24 protein-coding genes are annotated in these 24,610 nt (G+C 69.2%); 14 read left to right on the top strand and 10 right to left on the bottom strand.

The window, feature by feature from the left end:
* The first annotated feature begins 32 nt into the window (after nt 1–32).
* Both truA and DEA06_RS12410 read left to right on the top strand, forming a co-directional pair.
* The gene (gene truA / locus DEA06_RS12405) at nt 33–884 is read left to right on the top strand and encodes a tRNA pseudouridine(38-40) synthase TruA (RefSeq protein WP_116648316.1); all 852 of its coding nucleotides are present in this window, start codon (nt 33–35) and stop codon (nt 882–884) included.
* Nucleotides 885–960: 76 nt separating this feature from the next.
* On the top strand, nt 961–1,662 hold the full coding sequence (locus DEA06_RS12410; protein WP_116648317.1) for an endonuclease/exonuclease/phosphatase family protein: 702 nt from the start codon (nt 961–963) through the stop codon (nt 1,660–1,662).
* A 60-nt stretch (nt 1,663–1,722) separates the two neighbouring features.
* On the opposite strand, the gene DEA06_RS12415 is transcribed toward DEA06_RS12410, so the two are convergent.
* Both DEA06_RS12415 and DEA06_RS12420 read right to left on the bottom strand, forming a co-directional pair.
* Nucleotides 1,723–2,262 (bottom strand): LPXTG cell wall anchor domain-containing protein, encoded by a 540-nt coding sequence (locus DEA06_RS12415; protein ID WP_240606932.1) that lies wholly within the window; start codon nt 2,260–2,262, stop codon nt 1,723–1,725.
* A 143-nt stretch (nt 2,263–2,405) separates the two neighbouring features.
* Nucleotides 2,406–4,181, bottom strand: a complete 1,776-nt coding sequence (locus DEA06_RS12420; protein WP_240606933.1) for a DUF4012 domain-containing protein — start codon at nt 4,179–4,181, stop codon at nt 2,406–2,408.
* A gap of 75 nt (nt 4,182–4,256) precedes the next feature.
* Between DEA06_RS12420 and DEA06_RS12425 the strand changes: the two genes are divergently transcribed.
* Complete coding sequence (locus DEA06_RS12425; protein ID WP_240606934.1) at nt 4,257–4,883, top strand: hypothetical protein; 627 nt, start codon at nt 4,257–4,259, stop codon at nt 4,881–4,883.
* Here the strand turns inward: DEA06_RS12425 and DEA06_RS12430 are convergent, their stop codons facing one another.
* On the bottom strand, nt 4,884–6,002 hold the full coding sequence (locus tag DEA06_RS12430; protein ID WP_116648319.1) for a hypothetical protein: 1,119 nt from the start codon (nt 6,000–6,002) through the stop codon (nt 4,884–4,886).
* A 12-nt stretch (nt 6,003–6,014) separates the two neighbouring features.
* Nucleotides 6,015–7,676 carry a PAS domain-containing sensor histidine kinase gene (locus DEA06_RS12435; protein WP_116648320.1) on the bottom strand — a complete coding sequence of 554 codons (1,662 nt, stop codon included), beginning with the start codon at nt 7,674–7,676 and terminating at the stop codon, nt 6,015–6,017.
* Nucleotides 7,677–7,855: 179 nt separating this feature from the next.
* Between DEA06_RS12435 and DEA06_RS12440 the strand changes: the two genes are divergently transcribed.
* Together DEA06_RS12440 and DEA06_RS12445 are read left to right on the top strand one after the other, a co-directional pair.
* On the top strand, nt 7,856–8,587 hold the full coding sequence (locus tag DEA06_RS12440) for a fructose 1,6-bisphosphatase (RefSeq protein WP_116648321.1): 732 nt from the start codon (nt 7,856–7,858) through the stop codon (nt 8,585–8,587).
* 122 nt (nt 8,588–8,709) lie between these two features.
* Nucleotides 8,710–10,185, top strand: a complete 1,476-nt coding sequence (locus DEA06_RS12445; RefSeq protein WP_116648322.1) for a glycosyltransferase family 2 protein — start codon at nt 8,710–8,712, stop codon at nt 10,183–10,185.
* Between the two features lie 81 nt (nt 10,186–10,266).
* Here the strand turns inward: DEA06_RS12445 and DEA06_RS12450 are convergent, their stop codons facing one another.
* Both DEA06_RS12450 and DEA06_RS12455 read right to left on the bottom strand, forming a co-directional pair.
* Nucleotides 10,267–11,283, bottom strand: coding sequence for a response regulator transcription factor (locus DEA06_RS12450; protein ID WP_116648323.1), 1,017 nt, complete (start codon nt 11,281–11,283; stop codon nt 10,267–10,269).
* 130 nt (nt 11,284–11,413) lie between these two features.
* Nucleotides 11,414–12,445 (bottom strand): glycoside hydrolase family 6 protein, encoded by a 1,032-nt coding sequence (locus DEA06_RS12455; RefSeq protein WP_116648324.1) that lies wholly within the window; start codon nt 12,443–12,445, stop codon nt 11,414–11,416.
* A 315-nt stretch (nt 12,446–12,760) separates the two neighbouring features.
* Between DEA06_RS12455 and DEA06_RS12460 the strand changes: the two genes are divergently transcribed.
* Nucleotides 12,761–13,084, top strand: coding sequence for an ATP-dependent DNA ligase (locus tag DEA06_RS12460; RefSeq protein ID WP_116648386.1), 324 nt, complete (start codon nt 12,761–12,763; stop codon nt 13,082–13,084).
* A gap of 12 nt (nt 13,085–13,096) precedes the next feature.
* Here DEA06_RS12460 and DEA06_RS12465 read toward each other — a convergent pair whose 3' ends face one another.
* Nucleotides 13,097–13,570, bottom strand: a complete 474-nt coding sequence (locus DEA06_RS12465) for a MarR family transcriptional regulator (RefSeq protein ID WP_116648325.1) — start codon at nt 13,568–13,570, stop codon at nt 13,097–13,099.
* 113 nt (nt 13,571–13,683) lie between these two features.
* Here DEA06_RS12465 and DEA06_RS12470 point away from each other — a divergent pair, with 113 nt between their 5' ends.
* Nucleotides 13,684–14,061, top strand: coding sequence for a PPOX class F420-dependent oxidoreductase (locus DEA06_RS12470; RefSeq protein WP_116648326.1), 378 nt, complete (start codon nt 13,684–13,686; stop codon nt 14,059–14,061).
* A gap of 53 nt (nt 14,062–14,114) precedes the next feature.
* Here the strand turns inward: DEA06_RS12470 and DEA06_RS12475 are convergent, their stop codons facing one another.
* Nucleotides 14,115–14,570, bottom strand: coding sequence for an SRPBCC family protein (locus DEA06_RS12475; protein WP_116648327.1), 456 nt, complete (start codon nt 14,568–14,570; stop codon nt 14,115–14,117).
* 87 nt (nt 14,571–14,657) lie between these two features.
* Between DEA06_RS12475 and DEA06_RS12480 the strand changes: the two genes are divergently transcribed.
* Together DEA06_RS12480 and DEA06_RS12485 are read left to right on the top strand one after the other, a co-directional pair.
* Complete coding sequence (locus DEA06_RS12480) at nt 14,658–15,044, top strand: DoxX family membrane protein (RefSeq protein ID WP_165817992.1); 387 nt, start codon at nt 14,658–14,660, stop codon at nt 15,042–15,044.
* Nucleotides 15,045–15,102: 58 nt separating this feature from the next.
* Complete coding sequence (locus DEA06_RS12485) at nt 15,103–16,278, top strand: glycoside hydrolase family 3 N-terminal domain-containing protein (protein ID WP_116648329.1); 1,176 nt, start codon at nt 15,103–15,105, stop codon at nt 16,276–16,278.
* Nucleotides 16,279–16,434: 156 nt separating this feature from the next.
* Here DEA06_RS12485 and DEA06_RS12490 read toward each other — a convergent pair whose 3' ends face one another.
* Nucleotides 16,435–17,466, bottom strand: a complete 1,032-nt coding sequence (locus DEA06_RS12490; protein ID WP_116648330.1) for a TerC family protein — start codon at nt 17,464–17,466, stop codon at nt 16,435–16,437.
* 222 nt (nt 17,467–17,688) lie between these two features.
* Between DEA06_RS12490 and DEA06_RS12495 the strand changes: the two genes are divergently transcribed.
* From DEA06_RS12495 to DEA06_RS16595, 5 genes are all read left to right on the top strand, one after another.
* Nucleotides 17,689–18,258, top strand: a complete 570-nt coding sequence (locus DEA06_RS12495) for a helix-turn-helix transcriptional regulator (RefSeq protein WP_165817993.1) — start codon at nt 17,689–17,691, stop codon at nt 18,256–18,258.
* A gap of 51 nt (nt 18,259–18,309) precedes the next feature.
* Nucleotides 18,310–18,561, top strand: a complete 252-nt coding sequence (locus DEA06_RS12500) for a hypothetical protein (protein WP_116648332.1) — start codon at nt 18,310–18,312, stop codon at nt 18,559–18,561.
* Between the two features lie 84 nt (nt 18,562–18,645).
* The gene (locus tag DEA06_RS12505; protein ID WP_116648333.1) at nt 18,646–19,611 is read left to right on the top strand and encodes a carboxypeptidase-like regulatory domain-containing protein; all 966 of its coding nucleotides are present in this window, start codon (nt 18,646–18,648) and stop codon (nt 19,609–19,611) included.
* A gap of 168 nt (nt 19,612–19,779) precedes the next feature.
* A complete protein-coding gene (locus DEA06_RS12510) occupies nt 19,780–22,638 on the top strand; it encodes a M14 family zinc carboxypeptidase (protein ID WP_116648334.1) in 2,859 nt (952 codons plus the stop codon).
* Between the two features lie 73 nt (nt 22,639–22,711).
* A complete protein-coding gene (locus DEA06_RS16595) occupies nt 22,712–23,341 on the top strand; it encodes a hypothetical protein (protein WP_165817994.1) in 630 nt (209 codons plus the stop codon).
* A gap of 6 nt (nt 23,342–23,347) precedes the next feature.
* On the opposite strand, the gene DEA06_RS12520 is transcribed toward DEA06_RS16595, so the two are convergent.
* Complete coding sequence (locus DEA06_RS12520) at nt 23,348–24,319, bottom strand: LLM class F420-dependent oxidoreductase (RefSeq protein ID WP_116648335.1); 972 nt, start codon at nt 24,317–24,319, stop codon at nt 23,348–23,350.
* Nucleotides 24,320–24,610 lie beyond the last annotated feature (291 nt).

Below are 24,610 nucleotides of genomic sequence, written 5' to 3' on the forward strand. Positions count from 1 at the left end.
AAACAGGCGCGCGGGACGCATAGGCTGGGGCGGTGCGGATCCGTCTCGACATCGCCTACGACGGCACCGCATTCCGCGGATGGGCTCGACAGCCCGGTCTTCGCACCGTGCAGGGGACGCTCGAAGACGCGCTCGCACGCATCGTCGGCGGCGCGCCGCGGCTCGTCGTCGCGGGGCGGACCGATGCCGGCGTGCACGCCACCGGCCAGGTCGCCCACCTCGACCTCGATCCCGAGCAGGTGCGCCGCCTTCCGCGGGGGCGGGGGGCGGAGGCAGTCGAGCCCGACGAAGCCGCGACGGCACTGTCGGGGCGTGTGCGCGGCGTGCTCGGCGCCTACCCCGACGTGACCGTCCGGTCGACCGCGGTCGCGCCCGAGGGATTCGACGCGCGGTTCTCGGCCGTCTGGCGTCGCTACGAGTATCGGATCGCCGACGGTGTCGCTCGGTACGAACCGCTGGAACGGCTGCGCACGACGACCGTCCGAGGTGCGCTCGACGTCGGGAGCATGGATGCTGCGGCGCGCTCGCTCATCGGACTCCACGATTTCGCGGCGTACTGCAAGCCGCGGGACGAGGCGACGACGATCCGCACCCTGCTCGAGTTCGACTGGCGCCGCACCGACGACGGGGTGCTTCTCGCGCACGTGAGGGCGGACGCGTTCTGCCACAGCATGGTGCGCGCCCTCGTGGGGGCCTGCGTCGCCGTCGGGGAGGGGCGGCTGAGCGTCGACGACGTGGTGTCGATCCGCGACGGGGCGGTGCGCACGAGCGAGACGAAGGTGCTCGCCGCCCGGGGCCTGACGCTCACCGAGGTGGGTTATCCGGCGGCCGACCTGCTCGCCGATCGAGCCGAGCAGACGCGTCGCCGGCGAGACCAGGAGTGAGCGTCGCGTCGATCGACGGCGAGCCGGTGTCAACCTGGCAGGCCCCCATAGATCGTGTGCCTAGGCTGGACCCGCTATGAAGGTCATCTCCTACAACCTGCGCAAGCACCGCGCGGCCACCGAGCTCGCCGAGCTCGTCGAGGCCCACGGGGCCGATGTCCTCTGCCTGCAGGAGTGCGACAGGACCGGCCTGCCCGCCGAGATCGCCGGCCTCCGTCTCGCAGAAGCGACGCAGCGCAACCGACTCGGTCTGGCGGTGTACTACCGGGCGAACACCTTCCGCGCCGTCGAGGTGCGCTCCCTCGCATTGAAGAAGTCTCTGCACGACTATGTGCTCAAGCCCGCCGAGGAGCGGATGCTGGCCGTGCGGCTGTTCGACATCGACCACGGACGCGAGATCATCGTGGCGTCGTTCCACGCGGCGCCGCTGACGGCGCTGAACTCGCTGCGGCGTCACCAGATCCGCACGGCGCTGTCGGCCCTGCAGAACCTGGGGGAGGGGCTGCCGACGCTCATGGTCGGCGACTACAACTACCCCGTCTTCAAGGAGTACCTGGGGCAGAAGATCCGTGCGCAGGGGTACGAGTTGACCCTCAGCGACTCGCGCACGTACACCCGGTACCGGTTCTTCCGGGGGCACTACGACTTCGCGACGTCCTCCGGCTTCGACATCGAGCGCATCCGCACCCTGCCCCAGGGGTTGTCGGACCACCTCCCGATCCTGATCACCGCGAAGGTGTCCGACTCCCACACCCCCGTCGGCGACGACGCGGACTGACCGCGGCAACGAGAAAGGGCCGTCCGTTTCCGGACGACCCTCTCTGCGAACCGCTGTGTCTTACGCGGCGTGCTTGCGCTGGCGGTGCACTGCTGCACCGACCGCGACGGCACCACCGGCGAGGACGAGCGCGCCGCCGCCGACCCAGAGGCCGAGGAGCGAGCCGGAGTCCATACCGGTGGCCGGCAGGCTGCCACCGGCGTTGGAACCGCCGGTGCCGCCACCAGCCGCTGCGGCCGACACGCTGACGCTCACGCCCGCCGGAACCGAGGGCGACGTGGCGGTGATCGTGTAGACGCCCGACGCGTTGGCGGGGAAGGTGATGCCGGTGCTGATCGAACCGTCGGCCGCGGCCGTGACGGTTCCGAGCGTGGCGGTTTCGACGGCCATCTTGATAGCGGCCAGGCTCGCGCCCGACGCGTTCTCGCCGGTCAGGGTGATCGTCACGGGCTCGCCCGGAGCGAACGTGTCGTCGGCCACGGTGAACTCGACGGTTCCTCCGGGCGTGACGGTGGGGCTGGAGACACCCGCCTCGTCACCGGTGGGGTAGGCCTGGGCAGCGAGCGGAACGAATGTGGCGGCGGCGGCGAGTGTGATCACCGCGGCTACCTTCGCAAAACTATTTTTCATGGGGGGCACCTGTCTCTTGGTCAGCATGTCGCCGCGGATTCGCAGCGTTGTGCAAGGCAGGGGAACGACGGTGGAGGTGGATCCTGAGGGTCCCCTATAAACGATTATCGAGGCTACTCACAGGTAGTTGCAACTCGCGGCGTTTCATTCGTGTTAACAGTCGGTGTTATGTGCATGGCCAACTGCGAGGTCTGCGGCGTCTTCACCCGCACGCGCAGGGTTGCCTCCTCGCCGGGGGCGAGCTCGCTCGTCCACGAGATCACCTGGCGGCCCGAATCGAAACCACCGCCGAAAACCGGCGTACCACCGGCGTTCGAGGCCTCGCTCGAGACGAGCTCGGCCCCGGAGGGCAGGTAGACGTAGGCGACCGAGCGCGCCGATCCCTCCGGTACGCCGAAGCTGCCCCCGCCGGTGATGTACGTCGGCAGGCTCGCCGCATCGGCCGGTGCGTCGTTGCGAATCATGACGACCGCCTCCGCGGTCGATTCGCCGTCGACGCCGGTGCACCACCCCGCACCCGCGTCAGCGGTCAGGTAGTAGTCCATCTTCGAGCCGGTGCCGTCGTTGAGGTACACGCCGAACGCCGTCTGCTGCGCGTCGGTCACCGGCAGCCCGCCCTGCAGCGTCGTCGCGTCGAGGATCGCCTGGTCATCGTTCCGTGCGCTCCACAGCAGCAGGCGGTTCTCGTCGCCCGCTCGCGCGAGGGCCTCGAGGAGGGGGCGGGGCTCGGCGGCGCCCGACGACAGTGCCGAGAAGACCTCGGCCGCGGCTGCCTGGAAGAAGGCGTCCTGGTCTGCGGGTCGTTCGTACCGCTGGTACACGCCGTTGAGGAGGAGGTCGACCGCGTTGTCGCTGGTCAGCACGTCACCGGTCGGCAGGGTGATCGGACCCGTCGCCGCCAGCAGGTACGACAGGGCGACCGGATCGAGGGAGATGACGCCGTCGACCTGCGTGCCGAACTCGCGCGCCCACATCTCCTTGGCGATCTGCCCGGTGAGCGCGAAGTCGGCCACCTGGGTGGCGTTCTGTATGTAGAGCCCGGGGCGCTCGCCGTACACGCCGAGGAGTTCGGGCGACAACGGCACCACCGGCGCGTCGTACCGCCGGAAGTCGCCCGACGACCCCTGCGCGGAGAGCGACATCCGCCCGCCGTCGGTGCTGATCACGGCCATCGCGCCGACGATGCCGCCCTGCGAGCGCCACTCGGCGTTGTTCTGGAAGATCACGAGGTAGTTGCGGGGCCCGTCGGCGCCGAGCATGGCGGGCATGAGCTCGGTCGCGCGGGCGAGGGCCTCGGCGCCGGCCGTGGTCGTCTCGAGAAGCTCCTGCGCCTGGAGGATCGGCTCCCGCAGGGGGCCGATCAACCGCGACGTGTCGATCGAACCGACGGATGCTGCGGCGGCGCCGATCTCGTCGGCACCGGTACGCGCCGCGGGCGCGAGCGAAGTGAAGAGCGAGATGTCGATCGCGCCGTCCCGGGGGCGGATGGCATCGACCGAGAACGACGACGCGACCTCGGCCAGCGGGGTGAGCGCCGAGCTCGCGACGTCGTCGACGGCGGCGGTCACCGTCGACACCGCCGACAGCTGCGCACCGATCCACGGCAGGGATTCGGCGGCCCGCCAGATCGGGTCGCTCGTGAGAGCGCGTGCGTGCGCCGTGTCGCCGGAGATACCGGCGATGGCCTCGGCGGCCGCGGCGGGGTCGTTCAGACGGGCGGCGACCTCGGCCGCCGCATCCTGAGCGTCGGTCAGGTGCCCGTAGGCCATCACGCCGCGCACGCCGATCCACAGTGCCCCGAGGACCGCGAGGGCGAGGATCGCCGCCAGCGTCCAGGCGACGATGCGACCCGGCAGGCTCCGGGGGGCGTCGGGAGTCGATGCGCTCACCCGATCACCCTAGGCGGTCACGGGTGGTTCATCCCCCCGCGGATAGAATCGCAGTCATCCAGGGAGAGGCCGCACATGTTTGGTTCGAATCGACGCCGCACCGTGGGTGCGGGCGCCCTCGCGCTGACGGCCGCGCTCGTGATGACGGCCTGCGGGACCCCGCCCTGGGCGGTGGACGGCACGGACGAGCCGGCGGTCTCGACGTCGCCCTCCCCGACGCAGTCGGTGGCCCCGCAGCCGGTGCCCAACGACCTCTCGAGCGGATCGACCGAGCGCAAGATCCAGGCGGGATCGGTCGCCGCCGAGGTGAACTACTGGTCGACCCTGTCGATGGACAGGTGGACGGCGACGGCGCTGAAGCCGATCCAGCTCTCGATGGTGACCACCGTCACGCCGAACGACGGCCAGCAGGTCTATCTGCAACGTGCGTCGATGATCGCGGTGCCCGGCAACGCGACGGAGTCGTTCGCGCCGCTGACCGCGCAGGTCGATCAGTCGACGGTGAGCCCCGGATATCCCGTGCTCGACCCCTACAGCTACTCGCAGACGTTCAACGTGGGCGAGGTGCCCGACGGCGCGACCTTCGTCACCCTGCAGTTCACGTACGAGTACCTCGTGCAGACGACGCCGACGTCGAGCGAGTACGCGAAGCAGACCGCGACCGACACGCTCACCGTCGCCATCGCGGGCGGCGCGGAGTAGTCAGGCGCCGATCCGCTGCCATCGGTCGCCACCGAGCGCGGATGCCTCGGCGGACGCCTGCTGCGCCGCGGTGAGCAGGGCGGGGAAGTCGTAACCGACGACGTCGGCCGGGGCCCATCCGATGCTGGCCGACAGCTGCACGGAGATCTGCTGGGCGGCGTCGATGGTCGACACCTCGCGCAGCAGGGTGCGCATGTGCTCGCGGATCACGGGACCGGGTCGCGCGGTCAGCACGACCAGGCGGCCCCGCCCCTCGCGTCCGATGTCGGCTTCGGCGGGGAACGAGGAGACGACGGCATAGTCGAATCGTTCGGCGATGCGGGAGAAGGATGCTTCGCCGGCGGCCGCGCGGATCTCGTCGGGGTCGTCGATCTGCACCGACAGCAGCACCCAGCTGGTCTCGCCGGCCGCGCGGGCGCGCGCGAGACGGTCGGTGGCGGCGACCGCGAATTGCGTCCACGACCGGGCCGTCTGAACGCCCGCGCTCGACACCGAGGTGAAGAACAGGAGGGTGACGGTCACGCACACGAGGTACACCAGCATCCCGAGCGAATTCAGAAGTCGCACGAGTGCGAGGTCCTCGACGGTGCCGGGGGAGGAGATCAGACCCGCCAGAAGGGAGAACACGCCCAGCACCACGAACGCGGACGAGACCAGCAGCAGGGGGAGCACGAGCCTTTCGTGCCGGTCGGGGGAGCGCTGGATCTCGACGACGGTGAGCGCGGCGAAGACGCTCGAGGCGAGGAACACCGTGCGGAACCCGAGGCTGTACGCCTGGGGGTCGGTCAGCACGATGAGGATCACGGCGCACACGGCCGCCAGCACGGCGGCGATCCACGGGAACGCGCGCACCCGGCGTCGGGCGCGGAAGCCCGACCAGATGAGTGCCGGGGCTCCGAGCATGAGGCCGAGGCCCAGACGCCGCAGCCCCTCGAGCGCCAATGCCTCGCCCGCGAGGGTGACCCAGGTGCTGACCATGGCGAGGATGAAGGCGAGCGACCACAGCAGCGACGACCGCGACGGGCGCTGCAGGAACCCGAGACCGACGATCATCACGGTGCCCAACGATGCGACGACCGCCTGGGCGACGCCGAGGTTGGCGACGGCGATCGACCCCATGAAGAACCCCGTTTATGCCTCTGTCACGACCGGCAGCGAGACCGTCACGGTGGTGCCGGTTCCCTGCTCGCTGTCCACGTCGAGCGTACCGCCCTGCTGCTCGATGATGTCGCGAACGATGCCCATTCCCAGTCCCGTGCCCGGCGTGGGGCTCTCGCGCGCGGACTGCGTGCGGAAGTACGGGTCGAAGATGCGCGGCAGGTCGGCGGGCGAGATGCCGACGCCGGTGTCGGCGAACGCCACGACGAGGCGGTCGTCGGTCTTCGCCGCGCTGATGCGCACCGTCCCGCCGCCGGGCGTGTACTTGATCGCGTTGCTGAGGATGTTGTCGAACGCCTGCCGCAACCGGAACGCGTCACCCACGTGGGGGAGGTGGTCGGGCGCGTCGACCAGGATCGCGATGCGACGCCCGTCGGAGGCCGGGCGGAAGGATTGGACGGATGCATCGATGATGCGACGCACGTCGGCGGAGGTCTGAGTGCTCGACTCGTCCGATCGCGCGCGGGAGCCCGCGAGGATCTCGGAGATCAGCTTCTGCATGCGCTGGCCGGCGTTGTCGATGACTTCGATCTGCTCCCGGACGCGGGCCGGGAGGTCGTCGTGGTCCAGGAGCAGGTCGGCGTGACCGATGATCGCCGTGAGGGGGTTGCGGAGTTCGTGCGAGACGACCGTCGCGATGTGCTCCCGCGCGCGCTCCGCCTCGATCAGGGCTGTGACGTCGTGGACGATGAGGAGCGTCGTGGCCGGCTCGTCGGCGTTCGAGGTGAGGCGACGCGTCGATGCCGACAGTGCGTGCCACTGTCCGTGCGTGTCGTAGAGCCAGACGCGCTCGTCTTCGAACTGCTCGCCCCGGGCCGCGCGCATGAACGGCCGGTCGGGCTCGGGCAGGGGCTCGCCGCGGAGGGTCGCGTACTCCACCGACGCCCCCGGACGCTTGGGGTCGTCGCGGTCGACGGCATAGAGCGTGACGTAGGTGTCGTTGAGGGCGAGTACCTCTCCATCCGACGACAGGCGAGCGATACCGGTGTCGAGGCCGTTCAGCATCTCGGACACGCGCCTCTCCTGTCCGGTGACACGCTGGAGCGTGCTCTGAAGCCGGGACGCCTGACGGCGGAGGAGATTCTTGAAGGCGTTGTTCTGGCGGGCCGTCAGGTAGGTGGTGAGGCCGATGAAGGTGAGCGAGAGCATCACCACGAGAAGCCGCAGCGCGGCGAAGGGCGTGGGGCCGTTCACGCTGGCATCGATGAGGATGATCGCGCCGACCGTCCCGAGCGCCCCGCCGAGGTGCAGGAGGGAGTAGTAGGAGGCGATCCAGGTCACCGGGAACACCCAGAAGAAACCGAAGCGCATGTCGCTGTCGTACGCGAGCAATCCGATCCCGATCAGATCGAGGAACGGCATGACGACGACGGCGTTGCGCGACACGCGCTGCCAAGGCACGACCAGGGTCGCGACCGTCAAGACGACGATCGCGATCACTCCGGCCGCGAACGTCCATGAACCGAACAGGCGAGGCTGAAGCGCTTCGACCACGATCACCGTGACGATCACGCTCGCCGCCAGGACGAGCTGGAACAGCCAGATCGACCGCGTGCGGCTGCTCGGAGACGCGTCGTCTGGGTCTTCCACGACGTCGACCGGCGACGACACCGGAAGACGAATCGCGGCACCCATGCGGTGAGTCTACGGCGGTGGTGTATTCTCTTGCGCGCCATCCTGTCTCTGCTCCGGCCGATGTATGCTCCCGACTCATCGCCCCGGTCAGACTCCCCCTGAGGCCTGCATCCCGCAGCGTGATGGTCGCCGAATCGACCCTTCGCGCACCCGCGCATCACATCCTCAGGAGTGGGCCCATGAGCCTCCGTGTTTCTTCGCGCCGGAAAGTCCGCTCCGCGGCCGTCGTCGCCTCCCTCGCCCTTGCCGGGCTATCGCTCACCGGGTGCGCGCAGCTGGTCGACACGTTCAACAACGTGCAAGGCATCGCCGAGCCCGCGAGCGCCCCGAGCGCGGTCGTCACCCCGCAGCCGCAGCCGTCGGAGTCGATGGACTTCGCCTCCCAGTTCACCTACGACGGCTCGGTCTCGCTCAAGACCGAGGTCGCCGACGGGCTCGAGGTGACGCTCGACATGTGGGCGGTCGACTCACGGCGCACCCAGGAATGGACGACCGATCGGGAGAAGACGTTCGGATTCGCCGTCAACGCGTACGACCAGCGCGTGGACGAGAAGGCCGTTCTCACCCAGAAGCGCCGCGTCTACATCTCGGCGATCTCGATCACGTCGCAGACCGCCCAGACGTCGGGTCAGGTGCAGAGCCCGTTCCAGTTCAGCGCCGACCCGCGCACGCTCGTCCCGGCCGACACGAACCGGTCCGACCGCGGTCTGCTGCTGAACAGCTTCCAGGGCGGCCTGCACGTTCCCGAGACGACGATGCGCCAGATGCCGAACGACACCTACGGCGTCACTCTGGAGTTCGCAATGAACATCTGGGTCGAAGGCGGCGCCAACGACGAGAACTCCTTCTCGCAGCAGACGGTCTACCAGTACGTGCCCATCGCGATCTACCCCGCCGGCTCGGCGGGATGAACCGAGGGGATCTTGAGGGAATCTTGTGGGAAAGCGTGACGTACGCGCGCTGATTCCCTGAGGGGGGTCCGCCAGAGTGGGTCTCGGCCGGAAGGTCGAAGAATCCGATTGGAAGACACCCCATGAGCGACACGCGCACCTCCCTCGCCACGCAGGCGTTCGCGCCCCCCTCGTTCACCCACGAGCCCATCCAGGCGAACTCGGCGGCCGGGTTCGCCGACGACTTCTCCGCGGTGCTCGAGGACAACGGCGGACACCGCTCCACCATCGGGTGCGTCATCCCCGCCTACAACGAGGAGGAGTCGATCGCCGAGGTGATCGAGGCGCTCCTGAAGCAGACCCGCGTGCCCGACGTCATCCACGTCGTCGTCAACAACACCTCCGACGCGACCGTCAAGATCGCCTCCGAGTACAGCGGGCCGCACGAGATCACGACCGACCTCGGGGAGCAGTTCACCGAGGTCTTCGTGCACGACATCGGAAAGAACCCCGACAAGAAGGTCGGCGCGCTCAACTACGGTTACTCGCTGGTGGAGGGGTACGACTACCTGCTCGGCGTCGACGGCGACACCATCGCCGACACGCAGGCCGTCGAGTACCTCGAGAGCGAAGCCGTCGCCGATTCGCGCATCGGTGGGATCTCGGCGATCTACTCGATCGACGACCGCCCGATCAAGGGCGCTATCGCGAAGTTCCTCATCGCCGGCCAGCGCACGCAGTTCGCGGCCTTCAACCTCCAGAACCTGCTGCGCGGACGCAACATGGCCGTTCTGGGCGGGCAGTTCTCGATCTTCTCCACGCACGCGCTGCGCGAAGCCATGCGGCAGAACCACCAGAACTCTCCCTGGGTGCGCGACTCCGAGGTCGAGGACTCGCTGCTCTCGCTGCAGATCAAGAGCGCCGGCTACCTCACGAAAATCAGCCCCTACGCTCGCGCGAACGTCGGCGGAATGACCACGCTCTCCGGTTACGACGCGCAGCAGGTCAAGTGGACCTACGGTGCGATCGAGCTCATGTGGCCCGGCCAGCGGGGCGACACCAAGGGCCAGCCCCTCCACCCGAACCTGCGTCTGCGTTGGCTCGAGAACTTCGGCATGCTCACCAACCTGTTCGTGCGCGTCGCCTTCGTGACGCTGCTGGCGGGCTCGCTGTCGATCAACGCCTTCGTCTTCTCGCCGTGGTGGCTCATCCCGTCGGGGATGGCGATCCTGCTGAACGTGCGCATCGCGCGGACGATGAAGGACAGCAACAGCCGCGACCTGCTCTTCGCGGCGACCTTCCTCCCCGCCGAGATGTTCATGTGGGTGCGGCTCAGTCACTTCGTCCGCTCCTGGAGCCGCTTCTTCTCGCGGAAGAAGGTCGACAACTGGGCGATGCAGGCCAAGGCCGAGAAGGGTGGCGGCCTCGGACACTGGACGCCGCTCATCGTGCTCGTCGCCATCGCTATCGCGATGACGATCGTCTGGTTGCTGATCGGCCCGATGGCCCAGTCCACGATCCTGTGGATCGGTTGGCCGATCGTCGGCGTCGTGACCGTGCTCCAGACCCTCGGAATGTTCTTCAAGCTCGTCCGTCGCTACCACGGATACAAGGTCTGATCACGAATCCGACGTGTCAGAAACACGGATGCCTCGGCCCTGGGGAGGGTCGAGGCATCCGTTCTGCGTGGTGCGCGCGGATCACGCCGAGGTGAGCTCGGACGTGAGGCGGTAGCCGACTCCCCGCACCGTCTCGATGTAGCGCGGTGCGGCCGGGTTGTCGCCGAGCTTGCGGCGGAGGTTCGTCATGTGCGCTTCGATCGCCCGCTTGTCGGCGTCGCCGACGAAGTAGCTCGTCACGTAGGACTCGCCCCTCAGGACCAGGGTGAGGTCGGCCTTGCTGCGCACGCGCCGCTTGGATTCGAGCAGCGTCGCCAGCAGATCGAACTCGGTGCGGGTCAGATCCATCTCTTGCCCGGCGACCAAGACGATGCGGGTCTCGGGATCGAGCTGCAGGTCTCGGTGCAGCACCCAGTGCGCGCCGGTCGGCGCGACGGAGCCGCTCGGACGGACGGCCACGTCGGAACCCGCGGGCGGGTAGGAGGCGGGGCCGTGCGAGGACGGGACGATGACGGGGGAGCCGGGCATCGCGCCGGTCGGCGGAAGGCGGTGCTCCTCGTATGCCGCGACAGAGGGCTGCCCCGTGGGTGCCTGGTGATAGGCGGCGTCGGGGACATTGCGCACGATCGGGATCGACTGCGTGTGACCGGTCGCACGCGCGCCGGGGAACGAGGGCCCGACGGAGTCCTGTCGCGGTGTCGTCGCCTGGGTGTCGCCGCCTCGGGGGCGGCGCAGGAGGGCTTCGATGCGCGCTCGGAGTTCACGCGGCCGGAACGGCTTGACGACGTACTCGTCGGCACCTGCGCCGAGTCCGAGCACGACGTCGGCCTCGTCCTCCAGGCCGGTCAGCATGATGATGTAGGTGTCGCTCTGCGCGCGGATGCGGCGGGCGGCCTCGAATCCGTCGATGCCGGGCATGTTCACGTCGAGGGTGGTGATCAACGGCTGGTAGGCGATGACCGCCCGAACCCCGTCGATGCCGTTGCCGACCGAGACGGTCGAGAAGCCGGCCGACTCGAGGACCTCTACGAGAAGGTGCCGGATGTCGGGATCGTCCTCGACGATGACGGCGGTCTTGACGTCCGCTGAATCGCTCATGTCCCTGCTCTCCGGGCTTATCAGGTGAGCGGATGCTGCGAACCGGAAGTCGCGCAGACCGGTGGCACCGCTCGGTCCAGCGTTATCATTACATACTTGTACATACGGCGTGAGCGGGGCAGTGACAGCCTCACCGTACGTCGCGGGTGAGCTCGGCGGAGCCCTCCGGCCACCACACACCGGCGTCGGGGCCGCCGTTGCAGGTGCCGTCGCTCTCGCCGGGCGGCTTGATCCAGAGGTTCGTGTCGACCACGTCGTCGCCGTACGTGCCTCCGGGGTCTCCGACCAGGCGTCCTCCGGGATTGCACCACTCGCTGCCGGCCGGACCGGCGCCGTTTCGCGACGTGTCGACGATCGCGTGCACGTTGCCTCCCAGGAGGGCAGCCACCTCGTGCGCGTAGTCGAACTCGGCGGACGTGGACTGGTAGTTCGACACGTTCGTGGCGAAGCCTCGCACGCGGTCGGCGACGCCGACCTGGCGGATCAGATCGGCCATCTGCTGCGCCGACAGCCAGTCGGAGTGCCCGCCGTCGAGGTAGATCCAGGTGTCGATCCCGGCCAACCGGTCGGCGGCGCCGGAGAGCTGCACGACTCTCTCGTCGACGTTGCCGCAGTCGGGGGCGAGGGCGAGGCTGTCGGGCTCGAGGATCACGATCTTCTGCACGTCCTGGGCGTTGCGCAGCGCTTGACCGATGAGGTCGGTCCATTCGACGTACGCCTCGGGGTCGAGCCCGCCGGCGGAATGGTTGCCGCAATCGCGCCCGGGCAGGCCGTAGACGACGACCGCGAGCGCAGCATCCTGATCGCGTGCCTCGTCGGCAAGATGCGCGATCCGGTCCCACACCTCGTCGATCGGGTCGAGCTCGGGCGTCAACCAGTAGGCGGTCGGCTGCGCGGCGAGATACGTGGCCGCGGCGGTCTCATCGTCGGACAGCCCGGTCGGGGAGGCGGCCGACCGGGCGGCCTTGGACTCGCTCGGGGCCACGATCGTCGTTCCGACCGCGGGCGGACGCGCGCCCAACGCGTGGAAGAAGGTCTGCGCGTTGATCCCGACGAACGCGATCACAGCGACGAGCCCGATGGCCAGTAGCGCGGCGGCGGCGATCAGCAGGGTCTTTTTTGTCCGTCGACGCGTCGTCGGACGAGACGTCGGGGTACCCATCAGAAGGGACTCTACTCGCGGTGGGCCGACCGGTGCGATCCGGACGGGAGGGAAAAAGAGTGCCCCCGTCGGGTGGACGAAGTCACACGCCGGCGAGGGCTGACGACCGGTGCCGGGCCGTCCCGCCCATCATACGGGCGGCGTCCCCCGTTCGGGGGACAAAAGTGGATTCTCGTGCATCGATTCTCGGTGAACTCGCGGGAAGGGCGGACAGCGTCACGAGGCCGTGGGAGGGTGAAAAATGGCGCCGCGCCGGAGATCGTTCACCGCCGCCGCCCTGACTAGTTAAGTCGGTGCGCGCGGTAGTCTGTGATCGTGGGCAAACTGATTTACAACGCGCAGGGTCATTCCTTCGACATCGAGGACCGTGCGTTGTCTCACCTGCGGATCGTGTTCATGAACAAGCTGCGCCGGAACGAGTCGTTCATGTTCCAGTTCGCCGCCGGCGACGGAAGCGGTTCGCGGTCGATCTGGATCCATCCGTCCATCCCGTTGGTCTTCCACTTCTACGGAAGCCGCCCGCCGTCGCTCAACCGTCGCTGGGTCGATCAGCTCATGCTCGAGGCCGGGAGCCCGAACGGGCTGGCCGTGACGCCCGAGCCCGACGCCGACGCTCCGCCGGAGCCTGTCGTCGGCTGACGGCCGCGGCTGTCAGGCGCACTCGGCGTCGACGACCTCGCGCACGCGTTCGAGGAAGTCGGCGATCTGGGCCGCCGCTTCGGGGGAGAGATCGCCGGCGAACTGGCGGATCTTGGCCGTCACCGGGTCGACGTCGTCCGCGTCCGTCGAACGGTCGAAAGGAACGACCAGCTTGCTGCGCCGGTCGCGAGGGTGCGCTTCGAACGCGATCATGCCTCCGGCGTGCAATCGATCGAGCATGCCGGTGACCGAGGCGCCCGAGACACCGAGGTGAGCCGCGATCTCACTCGGCGTGACTCCCTCGCCGCCATCGGCTCGCTCGAGGATGTATCGCATCGCCGCGCGGGCGTTCTCGCTGGGACCGCAGTGGGTCTGTCGTCTGCGAGAGAGACGGGCCTCGGAGAGTCGCAGCAGCTCCACCGACCGGGCGGCGTCGTGGATCGCCTCGTTCGTCTCGAAATTGGTGTCGGTGTCGGTGATGGTCACCGGTCACTCCTTCCCTGGGGGCTCAGGGTGCATGGTCCGTGCCGGAGCACATTCTACTTAGGCTCGGTGATTACTAGCCGAGTAAAGAACTTCCACTCTGGCACGCTGGGACGATGATCACCGCCGCCGCGCGCGCCTTCCTCTCCGAATACCACCTCGCCACCCTCTCGACCCTCGGGCGGCATGACCGGATCCACGCGGTGCCCGTGGGCTTCACGTGGGAGGACGACGTCGTGCGCGTGATCGGATCGCGAGGTTCGCAGAAGTTCCTCAACGCCGAGCGCCGCGGGCGCGCGTCGATCTGTTCGGTGGACGGTCGGCGGTGGATCAGCTTCGAGGGCGCCGCGAGGGTGCTCGACGATGAGGGGGCCGTCGCCCACGCCGTCGACCTGTATGCGCGGCGCTACCGCCAGCCGCGTGTGAATCCCGAGCGGGTCGTGCTCGAGATCCGTCCCGACCGCGTGCTGGGCTCGCCCGACTTCCGGGCCTGATACGCCGAACGGCGGCAGGATCGCTCCCACCGCCGTCCGTCCTCCAGCGAGCGTCAGTTCTCGACGTCGCCTCGCCACGCACCGGTCTCGGACCCGCGCGACTCGATGAACTTCTTGAAGTTCGCGAGGTCGCGCTTGACGGCGATGTCGTCGACGCCGACCAGGGCTCCGGCCTTCTCGAGCAGGCCGGTGGGCTCCCAGTCGATCTGCACGGTGACCCGCGAGGTGGTGTCGCTGAGCTTGTGGAAGGTCACGACGCCGGCGTGGTTCTCCTCGCCCGCGATGCTGTTCCACGCGACGCGCTCGTCGGGGTGCTGCTCGGTGATCTCGGCGTCGAACTCGCGCTCCTGGCCGCCGACCTTCACCTTCCAGTGCTGCGTCTTGTCGTCGGTCTGCACGATCGACTCGACGAAGCTGAGGAACTCGGGGAACTCCTCGAACTGCGTCCACTGGTTGTAGGCGACACGAACGGGGACGTCCACGTCGATGGTCTCGATGATCCGGGCCATGTTCTGCCTTCCTGTTGCGGGGTGTGCTCCCATCGTGGCGCGGGCCCGCCGTCGCGCGCCCCGGCCTTGACAACTACCCTCGAATGCATGAGAACAGTCGCCCGCTGGGCGCTCGCCGCCGCCATGGTCTTCGCCGGACTGAGTCACCTCCTGTGGGCGAGGAAGGATTTCCAGGCGCAGGTGCCCGACGCCCTCGTCGACGGCATGCCGCTGGACAAGGACACGGTCGTCGTGGCCTCGGGAGTGGTCGAGGTCGCCTTCGGTGTGGCCTTGGTCGCCCTCCCCGGTGAACGCCGGCGGATCGGTGCGCTTCTCGCGGCGTTCTTCGTCGCGGTGTTCCCGGGGAATCTCGACCAGTGGCGCAAGGGGCGCTCGGCCTTCGGCCTCGACACCGACCGTCGGCGGTACGTGCGGCTGTTCTTCCAGCCGGTGCTGGTGGCGTGGGCGTGGTGGTCGACGCGTCGCGCCGCATAGCACCCCGCGCACGCGCAACCCGGGCCCCGCGAGACGATCGGGTTGCCACGATGGAGGGGTGACGAGAATCCTTCCCCCCGCAGCCCTGGCCGTCGTCGCGCTCCTCGGCCTCGTCGGATGCGCGGCGGCGTCCCCGTCGCCGACCGCGGAGTCGTCGAGCAGGGCCCCCTCGACGGCTGCACCGGCGTCCCCGACCGTCACCCCCACACCCGTCGACCCGATCGCCGACCTGTCGCTCGAACAGCGGGTGGGGCAGCTCTTCATGGTGGGCACCTCGGTCGGTGGGCCCGATCCGATCACCCTCGAGGCGGTGTCGCAGCAGCATGTCGGCGGGATCTTCCTGCACGGCCGCTCCTCGGCCGGCGTCGAAGCGGCGGCCGCGTTCGTGAAGACCTTCGAAGACGCCCATCTCGAGAGCGTCCCGCCGCTGTGGATCGCGACCGACCAGGAGGGCGGCGACGTGCAGGTGCTCTCGGGTCCTGGCTTCGACAGCATGCCCACCGCCCTCACCCAGGCGCGCTCCGACACCGCGACGCTCGAGACGGACGCCACCCGCTGGGGCGCCCAGCTCGCGCAGGCCGGGGTGAACATGAACCTCGCCCCGGTGGCCGACATCGTCACGAGTGCCGAAGCGGGGCCCCAGAACCCGCCGATCGGTGCCTTGAACCGCGAGTACGGGTTCGACCGGGCGACCGTCGCCGACAAGGCCGGAGCCTTCGCCGCCGGGATGCGCACCTCGGGCGTCATGCCGACGCTGAAGCACTTCCCCGGTCTCGGGCGGGCGACGCAGAACACCGACACCCGGTCGGGCGTCGTCGACGACGTCGTCGGCGCCGATTCGGCCGACGTGGCCGTCTACGGCGATCTCCTCGCCGAGGGGCCGGCGGTCGTGATGATGTCGACCGCGGTCTACGCGCGGATCGACCCCGCCGCGCCCGCCGCCTTCTCGCCCACCGTCGTCACGGGGTTGCTGCGGGAACAGCTCGGTTTCGAGGGCGTGGTCACGACCGACGACCTCTCGGCCGCCGCCCAGATCCGCGATTGGGCACCCGGTGACCGCGCCCTGCTCTCGATCGAGGCCGGGGTGGACCTGGTGCTCGTCTCGGCCGACCCGACGGTGTTCCCCGAGATGTACGCGGCGGTGCTGTCGCGCGCACAGACCGACGATGCGTTCGCGGCGAAGGTCGACGCCGCCGCCCGCCGCGTGGTCGAGGCGAAGGCCTCGCTCGGCTGATCGCGCCGGCGCAGCATCCGTCACCGCCGGAGGACAACCGACGAGCGGAGGACCAGTTTCTGGGGAACCGTCCTCCGCTCGTGAGGTCTCCGCCGCCCGTGGCCGGACGCGCGCCTCTCGCGGCGGGACGAGCCGGGCGAGAGGCGGATGCGGGGGCTAGTGCTGCGACTCCTCGTCGGCGTGGATGACGGGCTCGCCCTCGATGCGGGTGCGGTCCTTCTTCCGGGCGTCGTTGCGGGTCTTCGCGAGGCTCGCGACCGTGGCGACGGCGATGGTCGCGCCGATGAACAGGAGCGAGAACCAGATCGGGATCTCGGGCACCCACAGGAGCGGCTCGCCCCCGTTGATGAACGGCAGCTCGTTGACGTGCAGGGCGTGGAAGACGAGCTTCACACCGATGAAGGCGAGGATGACCGCCAGCCCCTGGGCGAGGTACACGAGACGCTCGAGCAGGCCGCCGATAAGGAAGTAGAGCTGACGCAAGCCCATGAGCGCGAAGGCGTTGGCCGTGAACACGATGTAGGCCTCATTCGTCAGGCCGTAGATCGCGGGGATCGAGTCGACCGCGAAGACGAGGTCGATGAAACCGATCGCGACGATGGTGAGCAGCATCGGGGTGACGAAGCGCTTGCCGTCCAGCTTCACGGTGAGCTTGTCTCCGTGGTACTCCTCGGTGACGGCGAGGTGGCGACGAACGAACCTCATGAACTTGCCGTTGGCGGGGTCGCTCTCACCGTGGGAGAAGGCCTGGCGGTACGCGAGGAACAGCAGCAGGGCGCCGAAGAGGTAGAAGATCCACGAGAAGTTGTCGATCAGCGCCGCGCCGACGGCGATGAACGCGCCACGCATGATGAGCGCGATGACGATGCCGACCATCAGCACCTTCTGCTGGTACTTCTTGGGCACCGCGAAGCCCGTCATGATCAGAAGGAACACGAAGAGGTTGTCGATCGACAGCGCCTTCTCGGTGAGGTATCCGGCGTAGTACTCGCCGCCGAAGTTCCAGCCCCACACCGCGCCGATGACGACACCGAACAGCAGCGCCAGCCCGATATAGAACGCCGACCAGCGGGCGGACTCGCCCACGGTCGGTTCATGCGGTGTGCGCACGTGCGCGAAGAATTCGTAGACGAAGAACGCGATGGTGACCGCGATCGTGATAAGCCAAATGAGAGGCGTGATCTCCACGGGAGAGCTCCAGGGGTGAGAGGACGTTACAACGACGTCAAGGTCTCCTCCATCACGACCGGGGTCGGGACCGACGTGCCGGGACTCGATGTCGAGTCCGTAATGACGGCAGCGCCGCGAGTGGGAGTACTCCCCTTGCTCCTCCAGGATAAGGCATCCACGGAGGGCTTCGGGATGCGGCGTTCATGTGGTAGCGCTACGATCCGAGGCGGGGAGGATCGTATGGGGACGATCGCATCGCACGGACGCTCGGAGAGGGCGGCACGAGCGGGTGTCGGCGTAGCCGCCTTGGGCCGCCGCATCCATGAACACCGGACGGCGCAGGGGCTGTCGCTGCAGGAGTTCGCCACGCTCGCCGGCGTCGCCGCCCCCGCACTGTCGGCGCTCGAGCGCGGCGAGGGTGCGACGACGCTGTTCACGCTGTTCGCGGCCGCGGATGCGCTCGGGGTGCCGGTGCGCTCGTTCGTCTCGGTCGGCGAGACCTCGGCGGATGCTGCGCCCCCGTCCCCGTCGCGCGGCTACGCGCCCGCGGGGGCGCCGACGGTCGCTGCGGCATCGCCGCGTGATCCGGCCGCGCCCGCCGAGCGGCCTCCGCGGACGTTCGCGGATCTGCGCACGGGAGCGCTGGCCGGCCGCTCGTTCGACACCCTGCCGCAGTTCGCCGTCGCGGCCGTGATCGAGGCGCGGTACTCGGTCGCGGCGATCGCCCGCGTCTTCCGCGTGCCGGCCTGGAAGCTCCAGGGCTGGGTCGATGAGAGAATCGGCTCCGACTCCGCCGCACACCGTCGGTAGCGCGGGCGCAACCCCGGCTTTCGCGGACCCCGCGCGACGTACGCTCGCGGCATGAAGACCTCAGAGATCTCCTGGAACGAACCGGCGCGGGCGAAGATCGTCGACGACGCGAACCGAGTGCTGCGCGAAGCGGTCGTCGACGTCGCGAAGACCCACCCCGGGGCGACGGCCGACGAAGCGTTCGCCGAGCTGAACGCCCGTCTGAAGGACCGGTTCATCGATTACGAACCCGGACCCGACCTGCGCACCTACGCCGAGGCGATCGCCGCCGGAGAGATCGAGCACGAAAGCGACACCGAGTAGTCACCTCCGCGCCATCCGCACCTGTTACGGTGCGGCGACCGCGGCCGACCACGGCGGCGGATCGACCTCAGCAGGAGCGGGCACGTGAACCACTCGAACGGCTCGCACCGGCCCGGGTCGCTGCGCCGGGCTGCCGCCCTCCTCGCCTCCGCGGTCGTCGCGGGATCGTTCTTCGCGCCGGCCGCGGCCATCGCCGCAGAGCCGGGGACGGGCCGCATCCTCGGGCGCCTCGCCTCGAACAGGGGCGAGCCGGTTGCCGGCGACATCGTCGCGATCGACGAGACCACCGGTCGGGCGTACAGCGCGACGGCGCGATCGGACGGCGGTTACGCGATCAGCGACGTCCCTGCCGGTCGCTACGCGGTGCTGTTCCGCCCCTCCGACATCGCTCTCCCCGATGCCCCCTTCGGATACGCGGAGGCCTGGTTTCCCAACGTCCGCCGGGGCGACGATGCGGCCCGCGTGATCGTGGATGCCGGTGTGGAGACCGTGGACGTCGACGCGGTCCTGACCGCGGCCGGACGCGTGACGGGCGTGATCTCGGGTGCCGTGGGCGAGTACGCCGTCGCGCTGTTGGACGAGCCCACCCCGGTCGATCCCTTCGACGGCGACACGCTCGTGGTCGAGATCGACCGCGCGGGCCGCTTCGCCCTCCGGGCTCCGGCCGGCGGGTATGAGCTGCTCGTCTACCGCCGCTTCGGTCACGACTGGCTGCCCTACGCGCTCTCGGAGGAGCGCGTGGAGCTCCCGAGCCGCGGCGACGTCGAGGTCACTCCGGTGGTGGTGCCGATGGCCGGCGCGGTCGAGCTTCACCTGTGCGCGGACGACGGGGCGTTCGCGGCGGAAGCCGATGTCACGCTGGCGCGGCAGGGATGCCTCCGCGTCGAGCGGGACGGTCTCACCGATCAGGCCGGGCGCGTGCTTTTCGAAGGACTCGCCCCGGGGCGCTACGTCGTGGCGGTCGACGGGGTCGCGCGGACGCCGTCCCTCGTCGTGACGGTCGAACCCGACCGCGTCGCGCGCGTCGCCGACCGTCCGATCCCCGCATAGCCCGCGCATAGTCTTCCCGACACCCGACCGACACGGGAGCGAAACACGCGCTTCCTAGGGTGGGGGCACCGCCTGTCTCTTCGATCCGCGTCCCACCGGACGGCGTGGTCTCGCGCGCTCAGCTCCGAGCGTGCGTCGAGTTCCCCCCTTTCGAATGGAGTCCGCTTCGTGCGAACCCGTGCTCTCGTGTCCATAGGTGGCGTCGTCGCCATCGTCTCGTCCATGCTGGCGTTCGCGCCGGCCACGGCGGCGGTCGCCCCGCCCGCGCTCTCGATCGTGCGCCCGACGTCGTCGATCGACATGCCGACGCAGTATCCGTACCAGCCCCGTCTCACCGTCGTCCCCGACCTGCCCACCGATGCGTCGATCGCGCGCGGTGTGATGCCGTACGACGAGATCGCGCCGTTCCTGAACCGCCTCATGGACCGCAGCAACCGCGTGTCGTCGCAGGTCGTGGGCACCTCTTACCAGGGCCGCGAGATCTACATGGTGACGGTGACGTCGCGTGAGACCCCCGCCGAGACGGCTCAGCAGGACGCCTGGCGGACCAAAGTGAAGTACGACCCCGCGGCGGCGGCTTCCGATGCGGCGCTCGCCGAGGGCTACAAGGTGCCGCTGTGGTTCAACGCGAATATCCACGGCAACGAGTGGGAGGGCACCGACGCCACCCTGAACTACATCGAGGATCTCGCCACCAGCGCCGACCCGGTCGTCCAGGATCTGCTCGACAACCATCGCATCTACTTCACGGTCACCAACAACCCCGACGGGCGCGCGCTCGGACAGCGCGGCACCGTGAACGGGTACGACCCCAACCGCGACTTCATCACCGGCGCGACGAAGGAAGCATCCATCGTCCGCGACCTCGCCAGCATCATCCAGCCGACGTACTTCATCGATCTGCACGGCTACACCAGCGTGCTGCAGGTCGAGCCGTGCGGTCCGCCCCACGGCGAGAACTACGAGTACGATTTGTTCGTGCCGCACGCCTACGCGACCGCGCTCGACATCGAGAAGGCCGTGACCGAGGCGAACATCCCGGGCAACACCTACTACAACCCCGAGACCGGGGGAGTGACGTCGACCAACACCGGCTTCATCAACATCCCCTACCGCGACCAGCGTTCGGGATGGGACGACTGGCCGCCGATCTTCGCCCCGCAGTACGTCGCGTATCAGGGTGCCGTGACCAACACGGTCGAGTTGCCGCTCGGTCGCAGCGGCGACCAGCCGGCGCGCGCGAAGGTGAACATCGAGGTCGCCGAGGTGGTCATCGATACCGTCGCCGACTACGTGCAGGACAACAGCGCCTCGCTGCTGGAGAACCAGATCGAGATCTTCGGGCGCGGGCTCACCGGCGCCGAGAGCGTCGAGATCCCCGCGGACGTCTCGCCGGACGACCTCCCCGAGGGCGTGCCCACGGAGTGGACCGACATCTGGGACGAGAACGACATCTACACGACCGACTTCCCGCGCGCTTACGTCATCCCGCAGGGCGCGGGCCAGCGCTCCGACTCCGACGCGCAGACGCTCGTGCAGCAACTGCTCGTCAACGGCATCGAGGTCTCGCGCACCACGGCACCGTTCACCGCCGAGGGCGTCACCTATCCCGCCGGGTCCTATTACGTCGACATGCACCAGCCCGTCCGCGGCCTCGCGAACGTGCTGCTCGCCGACGGCACCGACATCACCGACCGGGTGCCCGACATGTACGACATCTCCGCGTGGAGCCTGTCGTTGCTGTGGGGAGCCGACGTCGAGGCCCTCGGTTACACGACCGATCCCGCCCCGACGACGGCGCTCGAGCGCATCGTCGAGGCGCCTCTGACGGGTTCGCTGGCTTCCGGGGGCGCGTACCTCTCGTTCGAGCCGCGGGGCGTCGCCGACTACCAGGCGATCAACGAGCTGCTCGGCGAGGGGATCGCGCTCTCGCAGCTGGAGGACGGCACCGTCGTCTTCCGACGCGATGCGACGGCGGATGCTGCGGCCCAGGCCATCGCCGACATCTACGGGGTCGACGTCGAGGCCTCCGACGGATCGGGTCTGCGCGAGGAGGGTGTCGTCGGACTGCGTTCGGTGCGCGTCGGATACGCGAGCAACGCCGATGACCGCGACGCGCTCACCAAGCTCGGGTTCACCGACCTCGTCGAGGTGAACGAGACGTCGATCCTCTCGGGCGCAGCCACCTTGGACGGGATCGACGTGCTCTTCGTGGGCGCGTCGCTGTCGTTCCCCGTGTCGGACCGAGGGTGGAACCCGGAACAGAGCGCCGCCGGTAAGGCGCGCGTGGCGCAACTGCTGGCCGCAGCCGAACCGGCGGTCGTCGGCCGGGGCGCGAGCGCGGCATCGTTCGTCGCGACCTACGGGCTCGCACCGATCACCGGGGTGAACGGCACGGGCCGCTCGAACGGCATCGTCTCCATCGACACGCCGGCGGACGGGGTGCTCGGCGACTACGCGCAGGACACGGCATTCGTCTCGCCGGCGACGTGGTTCACCGCCCTCGGCCAGGGGGTGACGGTCGAGCGAACGTACACGGCCGAACCGTTCATCTCGGGCCACTGGGCCGCGGGGGCGACCGCTGGCACATCGCAGGCCGATGCGGCCGGGCAGCCGGCCGCGGTATCGGCCGTCTCGCCCGTCACCGGCGAGAGGGTCTTCCTGTTCGGCACGTCGCCGACGTACCGCAACCACCCGGTCGGTGCGTTCAGCGACATCGCACGGTCGATCTTCTGGGCGACCGAGACGGCGAGTGCTGTGGAACCGCCGGTCGTCGAACCCGAGCCGACCGCGACGCCGACGCCGGAGCCCACGACGGCTCCGACCACGGAGCCCACGACGGCACCGACGCCGGAACCGACGACCACCGGCGCGCCGGCGGTCGTGGTGCCGCCGAACGACTCGAGCCTCGCGGCCACGGGTGGGTCGAACCCGGGGTCGCTGTGGGCCGGGGCCGTCGCGCTCATGATGTTCGGCGCGGGTGTGTTCGTGCTCGCCCGCACGCGGGCACGGCGTTCCGCCGAGTGATCCACCGAGGGGGAGGGCGGGGTCGTCGCATCCCGTCCTCCCCCTCGTCGTCCCCAAGACCGAGGAGCACCTGATGACCGAATCGAACGACCCGGCCGGCGCTGCGACCGTCGAGTCGACCGTGCGTCGGCGGATCGTCTGGGGATATGTGGGCGGCGCGGCGCTGATCGTCGCCGCGGTCGTGCTGGCCTGGTGGGCGATCGGCAACGGTTCGACGCCAGCTGCTCCCGCCTCGTCGACACCGTCCTCGTCGACACCGTCCTCGTCGACACCGTCCTCGTCGCCGGCGGGATCGGACGCGGCATCCTCTGCTCTGCCGTCCGGCCCGGCGTCGTCGCCCACCGGGCCGCCGGCCGATGGTGACGCACCGGGAAGCGTGGGGGCACCCGGGCCCGCGGAGAGCACCGCGCCGGTCATCGCCGCCTTCGCGGTGAGCACGACCGTGGCCGAGTGCGCCGACGACCGCTCGGCAACCGTGCCCCTCGCTTTCACCTGGACCGCCACCGGAGCCGATGAGGCATGGATCGGAGTCGGGACGACGGATGCTTCGGTCGTGCCGTCCGCCGCCGTGCCGCTCTCGTCCGACGGCTACACCGAACTTGCGTTCGCCTGTGGTGACGAGGAGCAGCTCTACACGTTGACCGTGCGCGGGTCGGGCGGGACCACGAGCAGCTCGGTCTTGGTTACGCGGTCGCTCCTCTGACCGGCGTCAGAGGGCGCGGAGCTTCTCGAGCAGCGGTTCGGCGATCTCGCCGACGAAGCGCTCCTGCTGCTCGTCGCCGACCTGCACGATCGCGATGTCGGTGAAGCCGGCGTCGATGAACGGGCGCACGCTCTCGGCGAGGGCGTCGAGGTCGGGGCCGCACGCGATCGACTCCGCGACGTCTTCGGGCCGCACGAACTGGCTCGCGCCCTCGAAACCGGCCGGCGTCGGAAGATCCGAGTTCACCGCCCAGCCGCCCGCGAACCAGCGGAACTGGTCGTGGGCCCGGGCGATCGCCGCATCCTTGTCGGGGTCCCAGCTGATCGGGATCTGGCCGATCTTGCGCGACGCGGGTTCACCCGATCGTGCGTCGTCCCACGCGGAGATCAGGTCGCCGTCGGGTTCGGTCGTGATGAGGTGATCGCCGAGCGGGGCGAACTTCTCGATCGACTTCGGTCCCGAGACCGCGACGCCGATCGGCACGCCGTCGTCGGGCGCGTCCCAGATGCGAGCCGAGTCGACGCGGAAGTACTCGCCGTCGTAGGTGACGAGGTCGCCGGTGTGCAGTGCTCGGATGATCTCGATCGCCTCGACGAGCATCTCCTGTCGAGGCTGCACCGATGGCCAGCCTTCGCCGATGACGTGCTCGTTCAGGTTCTCGCCCGAACCGAGGCCGAGCGTGAAGCGGTTCTCGGAGAGGATCTGCAACGTCGCGGCCTTCTGCGCGACGACGGCGGGGTGGTAGCGCAGCGTGGGGCAGGTGACGTAGGTCATCAGCTCCACTTTCGACGTCGCATTCGCGACCGCGCCCAGCACGGTCCACGCGTAGGGGGCGTGGCCCTGGCTCGTGAGCCACGGGGAGAAGTGGTCGCTCGACACGAGGAAGTCGAACCCGGCGTCCTCGGCCGACGCGGCGTACCGCACGAGCTCGCGAGGACCGCTCTGCTCGGTCATCAGGGTGTAGCCGAAACGGGTCATGCTGTGCTCCCTCGTCGTCGTGCGTCGCGGAGTTCTCCCGCGCGGCACTTTCGACGATAAGCGGGGCGGCGTGACGTCATGCCGGGGTTGCCGAAGCGGGTGCGTTAGGGCATCCTGCCGGGGCTCAGAAGGGCTGGCGACCGACGATGGTCCGCGGCTTCTTCGAGCGGGCGGGGGTCGGGGCCGCGGCTCTGCGGGTCGCTCCGACGGCGGGGTCGAACCGCTCCGCGCTGGCGGGAGGGGTGGGGCGGGGGGCTGAACGTTCTGAGGGATTGTCCATCATCGAACGCT

The sequence above is a fragment of the Microbacterium sp. Gd 4-13 genome, from assembly GCF_003095395.1.
Classification (GTDB): domain Bacteria; phylum Actinomycetota; class Actinomycetes; order Actinomycetales; family Microbacteriaceae; genus Microbacterium.

Bases quoted from the DNA above. Each gene is read 5' to 3' on its own strand.
- DEA06_RS12410 (WP_116648317.1), top strand. From the start codon at position 961: ATGAAGGTCATCTCCTACAACCTGCGCAAGCACCGCGCGGCCACCGAG.
- DEA06_RS12425 (WP_240606934.1), top strand. From the start codon at position 4,257: ATGTTTGGTTCGAATCGACGCCGCACCGTGGGTGCGGGCGCCCTCGCG.
- DEA06_RS12430 (WP_116648319.1), bottom strand. From the start codon at position 6,002: ATGGGGTCGATCGCCGTCGCCAACCTCGGCGTCGCCCAGGCGGTCGTC.
- DEA06_RS12435 (WP_116648320.1), bottom strand. From the start codon at position 7,676: ATGGGTGCCGCGATTCGTCTTCCGGTGTCGTCGCCGGTCGACGTCGTG.
- DEA06_RS12440 (WP_116648321.1), top strand. From the start codon at position 7,856: ATGAGCCTCCGTGTTTCTTCGCGCCGGAAAGTCCGCTCCGCGGCCGTC.
- DEA06_RS12445 (WP_116648322.1), top strand. From the start codon at position 8,710: ATGAGCGACACGCGCACCTCCCTCGCCACGCAGGCGTTCGCGCCCCCC.
- DEA06_RS12450 (WP_116648323.1), bottom strand. From the start codon at position 11,283: ATGAGCGATTCAGCGGACGTCAAGACCGCCGTCATCGTCGAGGACGAT.
- DEA06_RS12455 (WP_116648324.1), bottom strand. From the start codon at position 12,445: ATGGGTACCCCGACGTCTCGTCCGACGACGCGTCGACGGACAAAAAAG.
- DEA06_RS12470 (WP_116648326.1), top strand. From the start codon at position 13,684: ATGATCACCGCCGCCGCGCGCGCCTTCCTCTCCGAATACCACCTCGCC.
- DEA06_RS12475 (WP_116648327.1), bottom strand. From the start codon at position 14,570: ATGGCCCGGATCATCGAGACCATCGACGTGGACGTCCCCGTTCGTGTC.
- DEA06_RS12480 (WP_165817992.1), top strand. From the start codon at position 14,658: ATGAGAACAGTCGCCCGCTGGGCGCTCGCCGCCGCCATGGTCTTCGCC.
- DEA06_RS12495 (WP_165817993.1), top strand. From the start codon at position 17,689: ATGGGGACGATCGCATCGCACGGACGCTCGGAGAGGGCGGCACGAGCG.
- DEA06_RS12500 (WP_116648332.1), top strand. From the start codon at position 18,310: ATGAAGACCTCAGAGATCTCCTGGAACGAACCGGCGCGGGCGAAGATC.
- DEA06_RS16595 (WP_165817994.1), top strand. From the start codon at position 22,712: ATGACCGAATCGAACGACCCGGCCGGCGCTGCGACCGTCGAGTCGACC.
- DEA06_RS12520 (WP_116648335.1), bottom strand. From the start codon at position 24,319: ATGACCCGTTTCGGCTACACCCTGATGACCGAGCAGAGCGGTCCTCGC.